Source organism: Bifidobacterium sp. M0404, from assembly GCF_016101415.1.
Classification (GTDB): domain Bacteria; phylum Actinomycetota; class Actinomycetes; order Actinomycetales; family Bifidobacteriaceae; genus Bombiscardovia; species Bombiscardovia polysaccharolytica.
Window position 1 is genome coordinate 78236 of record NZ_JACFQP010000003.1, and the last position, 16632, is coordinate 94867.

Sequence of the window (16632 nt, forward strand, 5' to 3'; positions counted from 1 at the left end):
CAAGGGGAGGGGATTGGAAGTGCAGCGGTCAGGGGCGCCGCATACCCCCGGGGCTGGTCACCTTCGACTCGACGAGATCCGGCGGATGGTCTTGTTTCTGGCCACATAGGTGACGAAGGCCAGGCCGTAGGCGATCAGCGAAAGCCAATCCGCCGTGGCCAAGGAAAAGACCATGCAGAAGATCATCCAGTACTGCACCCCTCGAATAATCGTCGAGGGCCGCATGGCCCGCAGAGCCACAATGAAGGAGACCGCCCCAAGAATAAGCAGCAGAAAACCGTAGGATTGGGCCACGGTGGCCGCGCCGTTGACTGTGGCCATATCGTCGGCCAGACGTCCGGCCCGGCCGAGAATGGCATAGCCCTCGTCCTTGAACCAAGGCGAGTATATGAACATGGTGACCGAGGCCATGATCACGTTGATGGCTGCCGCCACCAGGAGAATGATCTTCTCGGTCCTTCTGCTCGCTACGTCCTTGCCCGCCAGATGATCGCTACGGTTTTCCTTTGCCATTGTTGCCGCCTTTCCTGATTCAGCCCTTGAGGCCCGAGGTGATGTTCAGCGACTGCAGGAAGTAGCGCTGGGCGAACACGAAGAGCAGCAGGGTGGGAATGATGGCCAGGCAGGTGGCCGCGCAAAGCGTGCCCATCTGGTTGTACTGCATCATCTGGTTGCCCAACAGCTGCAGGCCGGCCGTGACCGGGGTCTTCTTGATGTCGTTGAAGACCAAAGTGGGCCAGAGGAAGTCGTTCCATGCTCCAGTGAAGGCGAACAGGAAGATCACAATCAGGATCGGGCGGATGGAGGGCAGCATGATGCTGCGGAAGATGCGGAAATCGCCGGCGCCGTCAATCTCGGCGGCCTCGTCGATCTCCTTGGGGATCCCCTTCATGAAGTTGCGCACCAGGAAGATGTTGGCCACGTTCCCCAAGCCGGGGATGATGCAGGACCAGTATGAGTTGATCCAGCCGAAAGTGGCCACGATGCGGTATGAGGGAATCATGTTGACCACACCAGGGAACATCGAGATGAGCAGGAGGACGAAGAAGAGCGTGTCCCTTCCCTTGAAGTTGATTCGGGAGTAGCCGTACCCGGCCAGAGCCACCACGCAGACCGCCAGGATGCCATGGGACAGCGAGATGACCAGCGAGTTGCCCAGCCAGTTGAAGACAGGGTAGGAGGCCGAGGCCTGCAGCAGGGTCAGATAGTTGACGGTGACCCAGTGCGCAGGCAGGAAATTGTAGGCGTTTTTCAGAAACTCCTGGGGTGACTTGAACGATGTCGTGATGGTATAGACCACAGGAATGATCCAGACCACAGCCAGGACGATCAGCACCGCATAGATGGCCACCAGCGAAGGCTTGAGCACCTTGTGGTGGTTTTCGGGCACGTTCTCGCCTCCGGGAACCGTTGCGCTGGGGCCAGGAGCCTTGAGCCCCTTGCCCAGGGATGCCATATCAAGGGTTGCCGAACTCATGTCAGTCCTCCTTGTTCATGAAGAATATCTGGACCAGGGAGATCAGCATGAGGATGATCCCCAGCAGCAGGGCCATTGCGGAGGCCATGCCAGCGGCCGAAGGCCCTTGCGGGAAGGCCAGGTTCCTGATGTCCATCAGCAGCACCTGCGAAGTGTAGGCAGGACCGCCGCCGGTCAGCATTTGTGGCTGGCCCCAGACGTTGAAGGCGCCGCCGGTGGTCATGATGGTCGTATAGAAGAGTGGCAGCTTGATGGCCGGCAGGGTGATGCTGAAGAACTGCCGGATGGGTCCGGCGCCATCCACCGAGGCCGCCTCGTACAGATCCTGGCTTACCCCGGACAGGGCCGACCGGTAGATGATCAGGTTGCCGCCGATACCTCCCCAGAGGCTAAGGACGAAGATGGCGATCCAGGCCCAGGGCTGCTTGCCCAGCCAGTTGATGTCCCACCGGAAAGTGGTGTTGAGCAGGCCGAACTGGGAGTTGAAGACCAGCCGCCAGACCAGGGCGCCTGCCGCCACGGAGATCAGACCGGGCACATAGAAGATGGCCTGGAAGAGCCCCACTCCCTTCAGGTGCTTGGTCTGCAGGGCGCAGGCCAGCAGCAGGGGGACGACGATGGTCAGGGGCACGCTGATCAGCACGAAGATGATCGTGTGCCACATGTCCCTCCAGAAAATGGAATAGAAGTAGGTGGACTTGTCGAAGATCAGCTTGAAGTTGTCCAGCCCGACCCAGGTGGGGGAACCAACCAGGTTCCACCTGGTGAAGGCCAGGTAGATGCCGAAGAAGATCGGGATGACGCCGAAGATGGCGAAGACCACCATGTGCGGGGCGATGTAGGGGAAGGCATGCCAGAAGGACTTCTGTCCCAGCGGACGGCGCTTGCCCCGTCCATCCATGACTGCGGTTGTGCCGTGTGCGCTCATGATTGCTCCTGAATCTGGATCTGGCCCTGGGTCATCAGATCAAGCGTCTTCAGACCTTCCTCCAGGGAGATGTTCCGATAGACGATGTCCATGAAGGATCCCCACCCGGCAGTTGCATAGCCGCCATAGATGTAGTTGGATGTCTTGATCCACTGCCGTTCACGCTTGTCATTGGTGAAGGAGGCCTGGATGAGCTTCTGGTATTCCGGGTTGTTCAGGTCACGGTAGGCCGGAGAGATGGATCCCACGTCCGACCACATCATCCAATTCCTGTAGACGAAGTCCACAAAGTCGGCGGCCGCTTTGACCTTGGCCTCGGGCCGGTTCTTGTCCTTGAGCTGGAGCCAGTTCTGCTGGTACAGGAAGTTGGAAGGATGCTCGGTACCGTACTGGAGGGTGTTGATCTCGCCAACCTTGTCCTTGCCCAGGGTGGAGGACATGTTGCCCTGCGCCCAGGTGCCCAGCATGCCGAAGACCGCATGCCCAGAGGCGAAGACCTGCTCACCGTCGCTGTCGATGGGCGAGAGCATGCCCTGGTCGTTGAGGTCGCGCAGTGCCTTGAGCGGCTTGCGCCAGCCCGGACCGGTCATGTCCTTGACGCCATCCTCGATGTTGCTGCCGGTGCTGTATAACAGGGACATCATGGCCCAGGGCAGGTTGCCCAGGCAGAGTCCGTAGACGTCCTTGGGCAGCTTGCCCTTCATGGAGGCGATCTCATCGGTGGTGACCAGCCGGTCGTCCAGGATATAGTCCAGGCCGTACTTGTGGATCAGATCCTTGTTGTAATAGATGGCCATCTGGAACATGTACAGGGGGATGCCGTAGGACTTGCCCTTGACGACGGTGTTCTGCCAGGCCTGCGGCAGGAAGTTCGACTCCTTCAGCTCCGGGTGGTACTTGGTCCACACCGACGAGGGGTTGAGCAGCCCCTGGCTCTGCAGAACCGAAGTGGAGAACGAATCGTTGATGACCAGATCGGGGATGTTCTTCCCGGTCTGCATGACGCTGTAGATCTTGGTGGTCAGATCTCCGCCGTTCATGGGCTGGAAGACCACCTTATACTCGGGGCTCTGTGCATTGAAGGCCTTGATGATTTTCTGCATGGCCGGACCGTCATCGCCGGTCAAACCATTCCAGAAGTAGATCTCCTTGGCGGATTGATCGCCGCCGCCACAGCCTGCGGTCGAGACCACCATGCCGCATATGGCCGCCAGGCTCAGCAACAGCCTGAGCCAACGTCGCGCAAATAAGGGCATGTGGGTTCCACCTCCCCCGTGTCTTTCTTCATTGAAGACACTCACTATCCCTCTTGCTCCTCTCGATGGGACCGGCACACCCGTATGCCGGCAACCCTGCATCGTTTTTCAGAACCCGTCGGCCCCCGGGCATCAAACATCAACACCCTGCGAGCCGGACCGACCGGTTCATGTTGATTTGCAACGTTGCAAATTCAGGGTAACACGCCTTCTGCTATTGAACAAAATCGTCGTTCCATATCAGAACCAGCCAGGCAGGTCTTGGGCACAGGCATTGCTGAAACCAGAGCCAATCTCCCGGCTGACAGGTAGACTTGGGACATTATGGCAGCATTTTCATCTTTGACCGATCGGCTCTCCCAGGCCTTCACCCATCTGCGCTCCAAGGGGAAGCTGACCGAGGCCGACATCGACGGCACAATCCGCGAGATCCGCCGCGCCCTTCTGGATGCCGATGTCTCCCTGGATGTGGTGCGCTCCTTCACCGGACGCATCCGGGAACGCGCCTTGGGCGAGGAGGTCTCCAAGGCTCTGAACCCGGCCCAGCAGGTGGTCTCCATCGTCTACGACGAACTGACCAGTATCCTGGGCGCGGGAGTGGATCGACCGCTCAATTTCGCCAAGAATCCACCCACAGTCATCATGCTGGCCGGCCTGCAGGGTGCAGGCAAGACCACACTGGCCGGCAAGCTGGGCTACTGGCTCAAGGACGCCGGCCACACCCCCCTGCTTGTGGCGGCCGACCTGCAGCGGCCCAACGCGGTCACCCAGCTCCAGGTGGTCGGCGAGCGCGCCGAAGTGCCGGTATACGCACCCGAGCCAGGCGTACAGACCAGCGGATCCGAGCTGGCCGCCCCCGGACAGGTCACGGGCGATCCCGTCAAGGTCGCGGCCGACTCGATCAGGGTGGCCAAGGACAAGCTCTACGACGTGGTCATCATTGATACGGCCGGTCGGCTGGGCGTGGATCAGGAGCTGATGGAGCAGGCCCGTAATATCCGCGATGCCGTCCACCCCGATGAGATCCTCTTCGTCATCGATGCCATGATCGGCCAGGACGCGGTCACCACAGCCAAGGCCTTCGACCAGGGCGTGGACTTCACCGGTGTGGTGCTGTCCAAGCTGGACGGCGATGCCCGCGGCGGCGCGGCCCTGTCGGTGGCCTCGGTGACCGGCAAGCCCATCCTCTTCGACTCCAACGGCGAGGGTCTCAAGGACTTCGAGGTCTTCCACCCCGATCGTATGGCCTCCCGCATTCTGGACATGGGCGACATCCTGACCCTGATCGAGCAGGCCCAACGCCAGTTCGACGAGGAGGAGGCCCGCAAGGCCGCCGGGAAGATGTCCGAGGGTAGCTTCGGCCTGGACGACTTTCTGGAGCAGCTCCAGCAGGTTCGCAAGCTGGGCTCCTTCAAGAGCATCCTGGGTATGATTCCAGGCATGGCCCAGCATCGCAAGGAGCTTGAGCAGTTCGATGAAAAGGAGGTGGACCGGACCCAGGCCATCATCCAGTCGATGACTCCCCAGGAACGACGTGACCCCAGCATTATCGACGGCTCACGACGAGCCCGGATCGCCTATGGTGCCGGCACTACGGTCTCTGCAGTCAACGGCTTGCTGCAGCGGTTCGAGCAGGCTGCCAAGATGATGAAGCGTATGACCAATGGCAGCCGCTCGATCCCCGGCATGGGCGGCATGGGCGCTGGCAGCGGCAAGAAGGGCAAAAAAGGCAAGAAAGGCCGCAAGGGTTCTCGCTCAGGCAATCCCATGAAGCGGGAGGCCGAAGAGAAGGCTTTACGCGAGCGCCTCTCCGGCAAGGGCAAATCCTCCGGCGGCTCCGCCTTCGCCAAGCACCCTGAGGCCCCGCAGATGCCCGAGGGTCTGCCGGACCTGCCCCCCAACCTGGGCGGTGGATTGGGCGGTCTCTTCGGCGGTCGCTAAACCCCTCCCTCCTGCAGGAGACAATGGCACGTGAACACCCTTCTCTGGATTCTCCTGGGGCTCATCGCCTTATGGATTGCCCTGCGCTTCCTGCCCGCCGGGGCTGACTGGCACCGCCCCTTGGTAGAGCTGATCGCCCTGATCGACCTGCTGACCGCTCCTCTGTTGGCCATACTGATATGGACGGTCGTCGCGGGCGCCTGGCCCCAATGCCTGCTGGCGCTGATTGAACTTACTCTGGTCAGCTGCCAGCGCCTGCGCTACCGACTACCTCCAGCAGACCGGGCCGGTCAATCATCTCCTGGCCATGGACTGAGCGTCATGACTCTGAACTGCCGCTTCGGCAGGGCCAATCCTGAAGAAATCGTACGTTGCGTGCGTGCCTATGGAGTAGAAGTGCTGGCCTTACAAGAAGTAAAGGGGAAGCTGCTGGAATCACTTCAGGCTGCGGGCTTGAATCAGCTCCTGCCCTATCTGACAGAGGGGACTGCCAGCCTTAGCGACAACGGCGGCTACAACGCTATCTTCTCGGCTCACCAACCCGTTAAAGCTTCGCCATCGGCCGTGAACCTTCCGGCGGCGGCAGTACCCCTGGTCGAGCTCAAGACCAGCTCTGGACCGATCCGAGTGGCCAGCGTCCATCCCAAATCACCCCAGCGAGGCGCCAGACAGTGGGGCATGGGCATCGCTGCCCTGGCCAGGCTGACTCATCCGACCGTGCCCACCATAGTCATGGGCGATTGTAACGCCACCCTGCAGCATCCGACCTTCCGGGCCATGCTGGCCGAATCCGGGCTGCATGACGCTTCTTTGCACCTGAAAGCCGGCAGCCACCTGACTTTCCCCTCCGCAAGCACGCTACCCTCGTTGATCGAAATCGACCATATTCTGACGGACGGCAACCTGATCACACAATCCATGCATGTCCTCCGAATTTCAGGCAGCGACCACCGAGCTCTAGTGGCCCGTCTGACTCTGCCGCGCCAGCTTTGAACACCATACAGGCTTCCCGCCCGCCATATCCCAAGGTTGAGGTATACTTTTGCTGTTATTCATGTCCGGAGGAGCCCTCTCATTCCGACGGCCGTGAGGAACACGCCAGGAGCGCCACCATGCCCCACATGGAGACGCCGCCGGGCATACCAAGTACCAAGGAGAGCCGTTTTGGCAACCAGAATTCGTCTGAAGAGAATGGGCAAGAAGTTCTATCCCTTCTACCGCGTGGTCGTGGTCGATTCCCGCAAGAAGCGCGATGGCAAGGTCATTGAGGAGATCGGCACCTACGATCCCAACACCCAGCCCTCTTCAATCAAGATCGACTCCGAGCGCGCCCAGTACTGGCTGGGTGTGGGCGCTCAGCCCAGCGACCCCGTCTTCAACCTCCTGAAGATCACCGGCGACTGGCAGAAGTTCAAGGATCTGCCCGGCAAGGAAGGCACCCTTAAGGTGCCGCAGGCCGAGGTCGACGCCCAGGCCCGCATCGAGCAGGCACAGAACGAAGCCCAGAAGCTCAAGGCCGCCAAGTCCGAGGCTGATGCCAAGGCCAAGGCTCAGGCAGAGAAGGAAGCCCCCAAGGCCGATGAGTCGGCGGATGCCGCCCAGGCCGAGCAGGCAGCTGAGTAAGGCACATTCACCAAGGATTGGAAGGACCGGCTATCATGCTTGCACAGGCCGTTGAGCACCTGATCAGGAACATCGTGGACTTTCCCGATGACGTGTCGGTCAAGTCCCACGAGAACTCTCGCGGAGAGTTGTTGCGGGTGCGTGTCAACCCCGAGGACATCGGCCGCGTGATCGGCAGGGGCGGCAGGACCGCCAACGCCATCCGCACCGTGATCCAGGCTCTGGCCGACCACAAGGTGCGCGTCGACATCATGGACGTGCGCCGGTGAGCCCCAGCCGGTCCACCAATCACGACCCGCAGGGTCCGGACCCTCAGCAGCGAAGGTTGCTGAGGGTCTGCCGTATCGGCCGCGCCCAGGGACTCAAGGGCGAGGTCAACGTATATGTCTACACCGACGAGCCTGAGCGGCGCTTCGCCCCCGGCTCCCAGTTGCAGACCAAGGACGGACAGTTTTTCACGGTGGTTTCCTCCCGTCGCTTCAAACAGCGTTGGATCGTCCTCTTCAAAGGAGTGGAAGACAGGAACGCCTCCGAAGCGTTGAATGGCATCGAACTGTATGTCCAGGCTGATCCAGCCGAGGAGCTGGCGCAGGAGGACGCCTGGTATCCCGAGGATCTGATTGGACTCGAGGTTCGCATGGCCCCGGGCAACTCACTAGGTGAACCGTCCGGACGAGTGGTCGGCCAAGTCAGCGATGTACTGGATGGTGTAGCCCAGCAGCAGCTGCAGATCCACATGACCACCGCAGAAAACGACGAGGAAACGGAGGGGCTGATACCCTTCGTCGAAGCCTTGGTACCCCAGGTTGACATTGAAAACGGGTATGTGGCCATCGATCCACCTGGAGGGCTTCTGCCTGGCCTGGGCTGAATCCGTCTTTTAACAAAAACCGCAAGTGGGGAGTCAGCATCTTTCTTCAAGCCACTGACTCCCCACTTGCGGGAAATGCGCCTGCATAAGCAGGAAATTTTATCGAGCTACATGTCTTCAACCACCAGATATGTCATATCCAGGGGACCATGCACGCCCACCACAATCACCATCTCGATGTCGCCCGTGTTGGAGGGGCCAGTGATGAAGTTGATGTTGGAGGTCTTGAGCTCACCTGAGACCAGGGCGGGATCATAGTAGTCCATGGCCTGCCGGGTTCGGGGCAGAATCTTCGACTTGCGAATGATGCTCAGATAGTGAACCGGCAGGAAGTGGAAGGCACGACCCTGACCAGGAGTGGTAGCCACGGTAATGGTGCCCGACTCGGCCAGGAGGAAGTCCGCAAAGGCGATGGCCGTTCCTGACTCGTCGGCGGTCTTGATGTTCTCCTCACGGCTGGCCCCCGGCTTCCAGAAAGTGGCGGGCGGATTCAGGCTGTCCCTCCACTCCTCCAGCCCGAAGTCTGCGAACAGGTCGGAGGTGGGCAGCATCACATGGTCGCTGTCGTCCTTGCGTGAATCGATGAACTCGTCCAATGCAGTGGGAAGCTCAGCCTTGGTGCATGTGCGGAAGTCCACATGGACAGCCTCGCTGCTCTTCCGGGCGATTTCCAGCAGCTCATCCTGGGTATGACCCGACAGGGTGGTCTCCGGCAGATCGTTGACCGGCACCAGAGGGTGGTCCTTGAGCTGGTGACGGGGCCGTCCGCTCTTCTTGGCCAGATAGTCCAGGAATACCTCACGATCGGTCATGCCTGCTGCTCCTTCTTGTGATGAGCGAACCAACTGCGGAAGTTCTCCCCGTGCTTGGGCGGATCCGGCAGATCACGTACCTTGGTCCATCCGCCGAAGACGAAGGGCATCCATTCCACATGCCGATCACTGGCGAAGAGGTTCTTGGCCGTCTCCGGCTGCTTCTTGGATATGGGGGTCAGCATGGTGTGATCCACACCCAGTGCAGTGCGGAAGAGCGAGGAGTGGCCGGTTCCCAGGCCCATGACCCTCATGACCGTGTCGTCGATCAGATTGGCCTGGGACTGGTCATCCATCATGATCCGCCGGTGCTCAATCATGAGCTGATGCAGGGGGATCTTGACCGGACAGGTGGCCGTGCATGCCGCGCACAGGCTGCAGGCGTAGGGCAGGTCTCCGAAGTCGTCATAGCCGCCGTCCAGCACCGGCGAAAGCACCGAGCCCACAGGGCCCGGATAGATGGATCCGTAGCCGTGACCGCCGATGTGCCGGTAAATGGGGCAGACGTTCAGGCAGGAGGCGCAGCGGATGCACTGGAGGATGGGCTCGAAGACCGTTCCCAGAGCGTTTGAGCGGCCGTTGTCCAGAATGACCACATAGAAATCGTCCGGTCCGTCCGACTCCTGACCAGTGCGTGGCGCGGTGTAGGTCAGGTAGGAGGTCAGCTTCTGGCCGACAGCGGACCGGGCCAGCATGTTGTCCATGGTCTCGGCCTCCTTCATGGTCGGCACCAAGCGCTCCATGCCCATGACCACCACCTGGGTCTTGGGGATGCACATGGCCAGGTCGGCGTTGCCCTCGTTGGTCACCAGGTTGATCATGCCCGTGTCGGCTACGGCGAAGTTGCAACCGGTGATGCCCATGTCCGCCTCGAGGAAGTGCTTGCGCAGAACCTTGCGCGAGAACCGGGCCATGTGCTGAGGGTCGTTGTCGCCCTTGTAACCCAGCTTCTTCTCGAAAACCTGCCGAACCTGTTCGCGGTTCTTGTGCAGGGCGGGGAAGACCAGATGCGTGGGCTGGTCCCAATCATCCTCCTCCAGGATGAACTCGGCCAGATCGGTTTCCAGCACTTCCAGGCCGGGCACAGTCATCAGCGTGGGATCCAGGTTGATCTCGCTGGTCACCATGGACTTGCTCTTGACGACGTGCTTGGCCTTCTTTTCTATGGCGATCTGCTTGATGTACTGGGCAGCCTCATCGTCGGTCTGGGCGAAGAAGACATGGCCGCCGCGCTTCTCCACGTTATCGGCGAACTCCTCCAGGTAGTCAGGCAGATAACGGATGACGTGCTGTCGAATCTGCTCTCCAAGGTCGCGCCATTGTTCCCAGTTGCCCAGTTCCTGGCGGGCGGCTTCCCGCTTGACCCACTGCGCATCCTGGGCCTTGGCCACGGCCTGTTGGGCGAATTTGTCCTGCTCGGACTCTTTGACCCTGGTCAGGAAGGGAGCCTTGCTGGTCCGCAGATACTGCGCGGCCTTCTTGCCATTGACCATGCTGCTCATACCAGAGCCCCCTCTTCCTTGGCAGCCCTGACGGAGCCCGTAGCCTTATCGCCAGCAGAGCGACCTTCCACATACTTGACGCGACGCATATCCACGTTGTGATTGAGCACCTCAGCCAGGTGCATGATGGTGATCTTCTCGCCACGCCGGTTGAAGCGGCCGCCGATGTTCATCAGGCATCCCGGATCACAGGAGATGAGGACGCTGGCCTTGGTGCTGAGCACGTCGTTTACCTTCTCATCGACCATCTGCTTGGAGATCTCAGGCTCCTTCATGGAGAACATGCCGCCGAACCCGCAGCAGTTCTCGATGTGGGGCAGGGGGACCATGGTCAGACCCTTGACATGGCCCAGCAGGACGAAGGGGCTGGTCCGCTCCCCCAGCAGCCGGGTCATGTGGCAAGAGCGGTGGTAGGTGGCCACGGCATCGAGTTCGGCACCCGCATCCAGCACACCCAGCACCCGATAGAGGAACTGCGAGAACTCATAGGTCTTGTCAGCCATGGTCTGGGCCTTGGCCGCATAGACCGGGTCATTCTTCAGATGGAAAGGCAGCTCCTTGAGCATATTCACACAGGAGCCCGCCGGACCCACGATGTAGTCGGCATCCACGCTCAGCAGGGCATCGACCTCGTTGCGCATGACCTGCATGCTCTCCTTGACATACCCGCTGTTGAAGGTGGGCTGGGCGCAGCAGATCTGCTCCTTGGGTAGATAGGTGTCGCATCCGAACCGCTCCAGCACCTCCACCATGGCCTTCCCCACGTTCGGAAACATGAGGTCCACCACGCAGGTGGAGAATATCACTACTTTCATTACCGCACCTCTCTACAACCTTGCACGCCAGGTCCGAACCATATCCGGATCATGGAGCAACCCAACATCGCTTGAACCCCTAATCCTTCCAACACATCGCTGCCTTGCGACCACCACGCTCATGCGGTCATCGATGCGCAATCCTTGAAAGGACCCATCATTATCATGGTCTCGACCTGGAATTCGCGCCCTCGGGAATCGCCCACCCTCGGTTTTTGAACGTGTGAGATTTACCACACTTATACTACCACTGTGGTCTGGGAATCTTTGGCATGTCAAGGATGAGAGGTGACTGGCCGATTCGCTACAGTGGAGTCAGACCCTGCGCGGCCATCCTCGTGAAAGGGGCAATCGGCGTATGTCCAACCACCTGCAACTCCTCCTGCTCTATGCACCCGCCATCATCTTCGGCCTGCTCTTCCTCTGGGACCTGCACAAGGAGCCACGGCAGTTCCGCAATGCCATCTGGTTGCTGCTCCTGCTGCTGACCCTGGGCGGAGCGCTTCTTCTGCAGTTCGGCATGCGCTGGCTGATCCTACCCCTGGTCATCCTGCTCATCGCCGCTCCCCTGCTGGTGATCTGCTTCCTGCTGGCCAACACGGTCATCGTCATCCGACACGAGGGGGTCTCCCTGACCACTCTGCTGCCCGGCCTACTTGCACTGGCCGTGGTGGCCTACATGCTTCTTTCACCCCTCTTGGCTGGGTTTGGCGCCCCCTCATGGCTGCAGAAGCTGGCCGGACTGATCGACCTGGAAGCCACCTGGTTCTTCTTCTCCTTCCTGGCCCTGCTGCTCTATTCCAACTTTTACAGGATGCTGCCCCGCAAGCGTCGCTACGACTACATCATCATCCACGGAGCCGGCCTGCGCGGTGAAGAGCCTACGCCTCTGCTCAGGGGGCGTCTGGACAAGGCTGTAGACCTCTGGAAGCGGCAGGGACGAAACGGACGCTTCGTGGTCTCCGGAGGGCAGGGTCCCGACGAGGTCATCAGCGAGGCCAGGGCCATGGCTCAGTATTTGCGCAACTCCTGCGGGGTGCCAGCCGAGGCCATCATCATGGAGGACAGGTCGACCACAACCCTGGAGAACCTGCGCTACTCCAAGCAAATCCTGGATGACCGCTACGAGATGGGCACCGGACCAGAGCATTACCGGGTGGCCCTGGTCACCAGCGACTACCACGTCTTCCGAGCCAGCGAATACGCCAGCAAGGTCGGACTGAATGCCGATGGAATCGGCTCGCACACCAAGGGCTACTACTGGCCGACTGCCTTCATCCGGGAGTTCGTGGCCATCACACGCATGCACTGGTGGCCCTATCTGGTTCTTGCACTGGGCTGGGCCGTCTGGGTCGGTATCTCATTGCTGAATTAAAACCACTGCCTTCCAGAAGGAATCAGAGGTCATACAACCTGAACCCCACCCTTATCCTGACTGGCCAGGCTATGTTCTAGGAACCAGGCCACCAGAAGGATGACCAGGACGATGAGAAAGACGAAAACGAAAGCCCAAACGGCTCCGAACTGGAAGGCCTGAGCGCCGGCATGAATCCCTCTGGCCTTGGGCATGCCCGTGATGATGGCAGCCAGGACACCGGTCGAGGCGGCGCCGGAATACTGCTGAAGCGTATTGAAGAGGGCGTTGCCGTCAGGCACCAGTCTCGCCGGAATATGCTGCAGTCCGACCGTAAGCAGGTTGTTGAAGACGCAGGCCTGACCAACCATGTAGCAGGCGTAGAGAAGAATCATCAGCGGAACGGACAAGTGCCGGCTGAGGACCAGGAAGCCAAAGGCCGAGAGGAAGAAAGCGGCGCTTCCCACCGCGAGCAGACCACGCAGGCCATGGCCATCCAGATAGCCGCCTGTGACGGGCTGGCAGAGCGCAGAGAGCAGGCTCCCCGGCAGCAGAAGGAGGCCAGACACGGTAGAGGTCTCACCCAGTACGGACTGGGCCATGTTGGGCAGGATGAACGTCAGGCCGATCTGAACAAACTGGACCAGGAAGTAGAGGATCAAGGCAAGGGTGAAAGTACGGTTCCGGAAGACCGCAATGTTGATCAGCCTGGTGCGCTGGTGCGTAAGGGTCCAGATGCCTGCAACAAGTGCCAGAACCCCAATGAACAAGGACAGCCAAGTGACAGGGCCATGCACATCCAAGGTGCTCAGTCCCATGGTCAGACCGGTCAGAAAGACACCCAGAAAAAGGAACTGGAGCCAGGCGAAAGCACCGACATGGGCCGTCTCCCTGTCTACTGAGATGAAGGCGATAATCCCGAATACCAGCTCGATGGGCAGCACGATCAGGAAGATGGCCCGCCAGGATAAGGCTTGGATAACGGCTCCGCCAAAGGTCGGACCCAAGGAGGGTGCCAGTGCCACCGCCATGCCGGCGCTGCCCACGTAACGGCCCTGGATGTGAAGGGGAACCTTTTTCATGATCAGAGAGAACACCAAGGGAAGAGCAATACCAGTGCTGATGCCCTGCAGGAGGCGTCCCGCCATAAGGACGGGAAAGCATGGGGCAAGGATGCACATCAGGTCGCTACCCAGGAATATTCCCACGCTGGCGAGGATCAATGCGCGGGTCGTGAATGAATGCTCCAGCCAGGCGGCGGCTAGAACCGTCAAGGCTACCACCAGCAGATAGCCTGTAGTCAGCCATTGAACTGTGCCCAGCCCGGTTTTGAAGTACTGGGTCATCTCCGGAAAAGTGACGTTGAGCGAGGTCTCCAAAAGGACCCCGCAGAAGGCGAGCCCGGCAGTGCCGGCAATCAGCAGTTTTGTTCTTTTATCAACATGGTCGACCATGGACCGTCCGCTCCTCACGCATCAGACTGTTCGCATAGCCATCTCCACGGATCCGTACGGCATGGCATCATCCGATGTCGCTCTCATTGCAGTTTGCGCAACGGTTATAGCTCTCTGGCTGCGTTGATGACATCTTCCAAGGTGGCGCCGGACTGACAGCCGCATGCTGCGAAGAGCCGGTTCACCTCCATAACCTTTGAAGACCCAGCTAGTGTAGCACCCGCAGGGGTACCAATCCGCGCTCACTCTGTACCTGAACAGGCTTGGGTAGAGTTGGTGACATTGAGATTTGCTGTTAACGCTGATGTGTTTCCTGCAACTCACGTTCAACATCGATCAGGCCAGGCTACCCCTCCGTTGGTTTTTTAACTTTGCCACGACTTCGATGATCCTGGACAAGTCTAGCCCTCGCTGTTCCGGTCATACTTTCCTGTTCTGTCAACAAAGAACCCACTGAGCTTCTTTTTTGACTTGACATTACCGGCATGTAAGTCATTTCCGAATATCTTGCTGACGAATATGGCCTTTATGGAGATGCTTCTATAGCCGCTTTGCCTATCTCATGATCGTCCAGCTCGCCGCCTTTTCCGTCAGCCTGTTGTCACACCAATCGTTCGCCAGTTCGAAGGGAACACCAAGGAATCCCTCAATCCCATCCCTGGGCACCGTGGAACGACCAGTGTCGTCCAGTCCGCCGAACGCACGGCCGAGCGTTTGAGCAAGACGTACCGGATGCTCCGCCTTGACCTCCACGGGCTCATGCTTTATCCAATGACGCTGCGCCATGCGAACGTACAGGGATTTGTATTTGTCGCCATCGATCAGACCCAGATCGAAGGCTCTGCGCACAGCTGCACCAATGGAAATTCCCCATCCGGACTTTACGTACAGGTAGTCCTCCAGCATCATGCTCGGGCTGATGATCGCTCGCGCGTCGGACTCAGGAAAAAGGAATTCGCCAGCAAACTCGTTAGCCTCCCTCTCCATCAAGGACACATCCTTGGGACGGCGGTACCGGTGCAGAACCAGATGCCCTAGCTCATGAGCAATAGTGAATCTGAGCCGGTCACCAGGCTTGTTTTCGGGAAAATAGCCTATAAGGGCCTTGTCTGGGTAAGTAACTCCATCACTGACCGAATCAGCTACCTTCGTCGTTAGCGGTGCAATGATCACTCCCTTGCGTTCCACGCTTCGTATCATGTTACGCACTGCTCCCTTGGAAGGCAGCCCCAGTATCGCGCGCGCGTTTGCCGCAATGCGGCGAACTCCCTGTGCCTGAGGGTCCAAGGTCGGTGCAATCTCATCTAGCCAGGATGCCGTCTTATCTGGCACATTTGACATCGAACTGACCCTGGAGACCGTGTCCGCCAACATCTCAAACTCCGCGCAGATGCGATTGCTGAGATTCCTGGTGATTGTTTTCTTGCGACGAAAAGCGAGGCGATTCCAGTCAAGACCTGGATCGCGCAGCATGAAGAAAGACAGAGGAAGGCTGGTTGCGTAGGCTATCTTTTCGACGCTCGATTCCGTAAGATGAGTGGTCGGATTGCCAACCAGCATGCCGATGTAGGTCGGGGTCATGCCAGAACGCTCGGCAAGCTCTTTTTTGGTCCAACCCCGATACTTCCGTGCAAGCTCAATGCGCGTGGGATTGAACTCATTCATCGGATTGTCTCTTCCCTTTCTTCTTGGACAATTGTATTTGAGCGAGGGACCAACAGCTCATTCCCCTCATCATCACCGTTGAACGCCATACCGTTGAAACCTTCACCCATCTGAAGAACCATGAGGGCAATGCAGGGAGCGCCCTTAGGAAACCGGCCGGTTCCAGTAGGCTGGTAGGCAGAACAATGGAAAATGCCGTTTGCTTCGGTCCAAACCAAGACAATTTCTGAGTCGCTCAGCGGCTTCTTGCCTGAAAGCTCCTGGTCGAGCATAGCTGGTTGCACCCATGCCTCCCTACGTCGCAAGTTAGGACCAGCTGGAGGAACACTTCCCTCGAATTTGAACTTCTTGAGGAATCGAAGCCTGAGGCCTGAACCGATATTGCGCAGATGAAGACAAGAGGTGGACTTCGTAAGTTGCCAGCCGTCGATTGGCTCATCTGCGATTTCTGCGCGGAGCGTCGCATTGAAGTTGTCTGCATAGAGCTTCGGATACTTAATTCGAGGAGTGCCAAGCGTGTTCATGGCCGACAGTGAGCGAAGCCTGGCCTGCGGCAACAATGTTGGAAGGGCATCATTGATTGGCATGAGGTTCTGACGAATGAGCTCAAGTTTTTCCAAGGAGTCTCCTTAAAACGCGCGTTCATGTTTGATATTTGGAGCATTGTTTTATTTTACTATTTGAGTTTGAGTTTACTACCGCAAAATTAATCTATCAAGTCAGAATAGATGCAGATTTGCTTTGTCTTTTCACCGTCAATGTTGTCATGAATCTTCATGACGACAAATACCAGGAGACGATATAGCCCACTGAGCTGACCATCTCCGAACAGTTGCTGCACAGCAGCCATCAATCTGACAGACTCGGTGGAAACGAATTTCGCCATCGTGGTGAACCTTTAGGCGAACTTAAAAATGTGCCACTCCGCGCTTGA

The 16632-nt window shown here is 58.9% G+C and carries 16 protein-coding genes; 6 read left to right on the plus strand and 10 right to left on the minus strand.

Features of this window, described 5'->3' with window-relative positions:
* Positions 1–57: 57 nt before the first annotated feature.
* The 4 genes from H3T93_RS07210 to H3T93_RS07225 are packed head-to-tail and all read right to left on the minus strand — an operon-like array spanning position 58 to position 3661.
* Positions 58–513 (minus strand): hypothetical protein, encoded by a 456-nt coding sequence (locus H3T93_RS07210; RefSeq protein WP_046322451.1) that lies wholly within the window; start codon positions 511–513, stop codon positions 58–60.
* Positions 514–532: 19 nt separating this feature from the next.
* Positions 533–1477, minus strand: a complete 945-nt coding sequence (locus tag H3T93_RS07215; RefSeq protein WP_232339503.1) for a carbohydrate ABC transporter permease — start codon at positions 1475–1477, stop codon at positions 533–535.
* Position 1478: 1 nt separating this feature from the next.
* A complete protein-coding gene (locus H3T93_RS07220) occupies positions 1479–2405 on the minus strand; it encodes a carbohydrate ABC transporter permease (RefSeq protein WP_232348751.1) in 927 nt (308 codons plus the stop codon).
* The gene (locus H3T93_RS07225) at positions 2402–3661 is read right to left on the minus strand and encodes an ABC transporter substrate-binding protein (protein WP_082097693.1); all 1260 of its coding nucleotides are present in this window, start codon (positions 3659–3661) and stop codon (positions 2402–2404) included. The genes H3T93_RS07220 and H3T93_RS07225 overlap by 4 nt, the downstream gene beginning before the upstream one ends.
* A gap of 324 nt (positions 3662–3985) precedes the next feature.
* Between H3T93_RS07225 and ffh the strand changes: the two genes are divergently transcribed.
* From ffh to rimM, 5 genes are all read left to right on the plus strand, one after another.
* Complete coding sequence (ffh, locus tag H3T93_RS07230) at positions 3986–5602, plus strand: signal recognition particle protein (protein ID WP_046322450.1); 1617 nt, start codon at positions 3986–3988, stop codon at positions 5600–5602.
* Between the two features lie 30 nt (positions 5603–5632).
* Positions 5633–6595 carry an endonuclease/exonuclease/phosphatase family protein gene (locus H3T93_RS07235; RefSeq protein ID WP_046322449.1) on the plus strand — a complete coding sequence of 321 codons (963 nt, stop codon included), beginning with the start codon at positions 5633–5635 and terminating at the stop codon, positions 6593–6595.
* Positions 6596–6766: 171 nt separating this feature from the next.
* Entirely contained in the window at positions 6767–7225 is a 459-nt protein-coding gene (rpsP, locus tag H3T93_RS07240; protein ID WP_046322448.1) for a 30S ribosomal protein S16, read from the plus strand.
* Positions 7226–7260: 35 nt separating this feature from the next.
* Complete coding sequence (locus H3T93_RS07245; RefSeq protein ID WP_015021362.1) at positions 7261–7494, plus strand: RNA-binding protein; 234 nt, start codon at positions 7261–7263, stop codon at positions 7492–7494.
* Positions 7491–8096 (plus strand): ribosome maturation factor RimM, encoded by a 606-nt coding sequence (gene rimM, locus H3T93_RS07250; protein ID WP_046322447.1) that lies wholly within the window; start codon positions 7491–7493, stop codon positions 8094–8096. Before H3T93_RS07245 ends, rimM begins: the two co-directional genes overlap by 4 nt.
* Positions 8097–8203: 107 nt before the next feature.
* On the opposite strand, the gene H3T93_RS07255 is transcribed toward rimM, so the two are convergent.
* The 3 genes from H3T93_RS07255 to H3T93_RS07265 are packed head-to-tail and all read right to left on the minus strand — an operon-like array spanning position 8204 to position 11225.
* Positions 8204–8908 (minus strand): LutC/YkgG family protein, encoded by a 705-nt coding sequence (locus tag H3T93_RS07255; RefSeq protein ID WP_046322446.1) that lies wholly within the window; start codon positions 8906–8908, stop codon positions 8204–8206.
* On the minus strand, positions 8905–10410 hold the full coding sequence (locus H3T93_RS07260; protein ID WP_144178073.1) for a LutB/LldF family L-lactate oxidation iron-sulfur protein: 1506 nt from the start codon (positions 10408–10410) through the stop codon (positions 8905–8907). The genes H3T93_RS07255 and H3T93_RS07260 overlap by 4 nt, the downstream gene beginning before the upstream one ends.
* Positions 10407–11225 carry a (Fe-S)-binding protein gene (locus H3T93_RS07265; protein ID WP_144178074.1) on the minus strand — a complete coding sequence of 273 codons (819 nt, stop codon included), beginning with the start codon at positions 11223–11225 and terminating at the stop codon, positions 10407–10409. The genes H3T93_RS07260 and H3T93_RS07265 overlap by 4 nt, the downstream gene beginning before the upstream one ends.
* Before the next feature lie 358 nt (positions 11226–11583).
* Between H3T93_RS07265 and H3T93_RS07270 the strand changes: the two genes are divergently transcribed.
* Positions 11584–12600, plus strand: coding sequence for a YdcF family protein (locus H3T93_RS07270; protein WP_232348752.1), 1017 nt, complete (start codon positions 11584–11586; stop codon positions 12598–12600).
* 29 nt (positions 12601–12629) lie between these two features.
* Here H3T93_RS07270 and H3T93_RS07275 read toward each other — a convergent pair whose 3' ends face one another.
* From H3T93_RS07275 to H3T93_RS07285, 3 genes are all read right to left on the minus strand, one after another.
* The gene (locus tag H3T93_RS07275) at positions 12630–14033 is read right to left on the minus strand and encodes an MFS transporter (RefSeq protein ID WP_144178076.1); all 1404 of its coding nucleotides are present in this window, start codon (positions 14031–14033) and stop codon (positions 12630–12632) included.
* A 555-nt stretch (positions 14034–14588) separates the two neighbouring features.
* Positions 14589–15698 (minus strand): helix-turn-helix domain-containing protein, encoded by a 1110-nt coding sequence (locus tag H3T93_RS07280; protein ID WP_144178077.1) that lies wholly within the window; start codon positions 15696–15698, stop codon positions 14589–14591.
* Complete coding sequence (locus tag H3T93_RS07285) at positions 15695–16318, minus strand: hypothetical protein (protein ID WP_144178079.1); 624 nt, start codon at positions 16316–16318, stop codon at positions 15695–15697. Before H3T93_RS07285 ends, H3T93_RS07280 begins: the two co-directional genes overlap by 4 nt.
* Positions 16319–16632 lie beyond the last annotated feature (314 nt).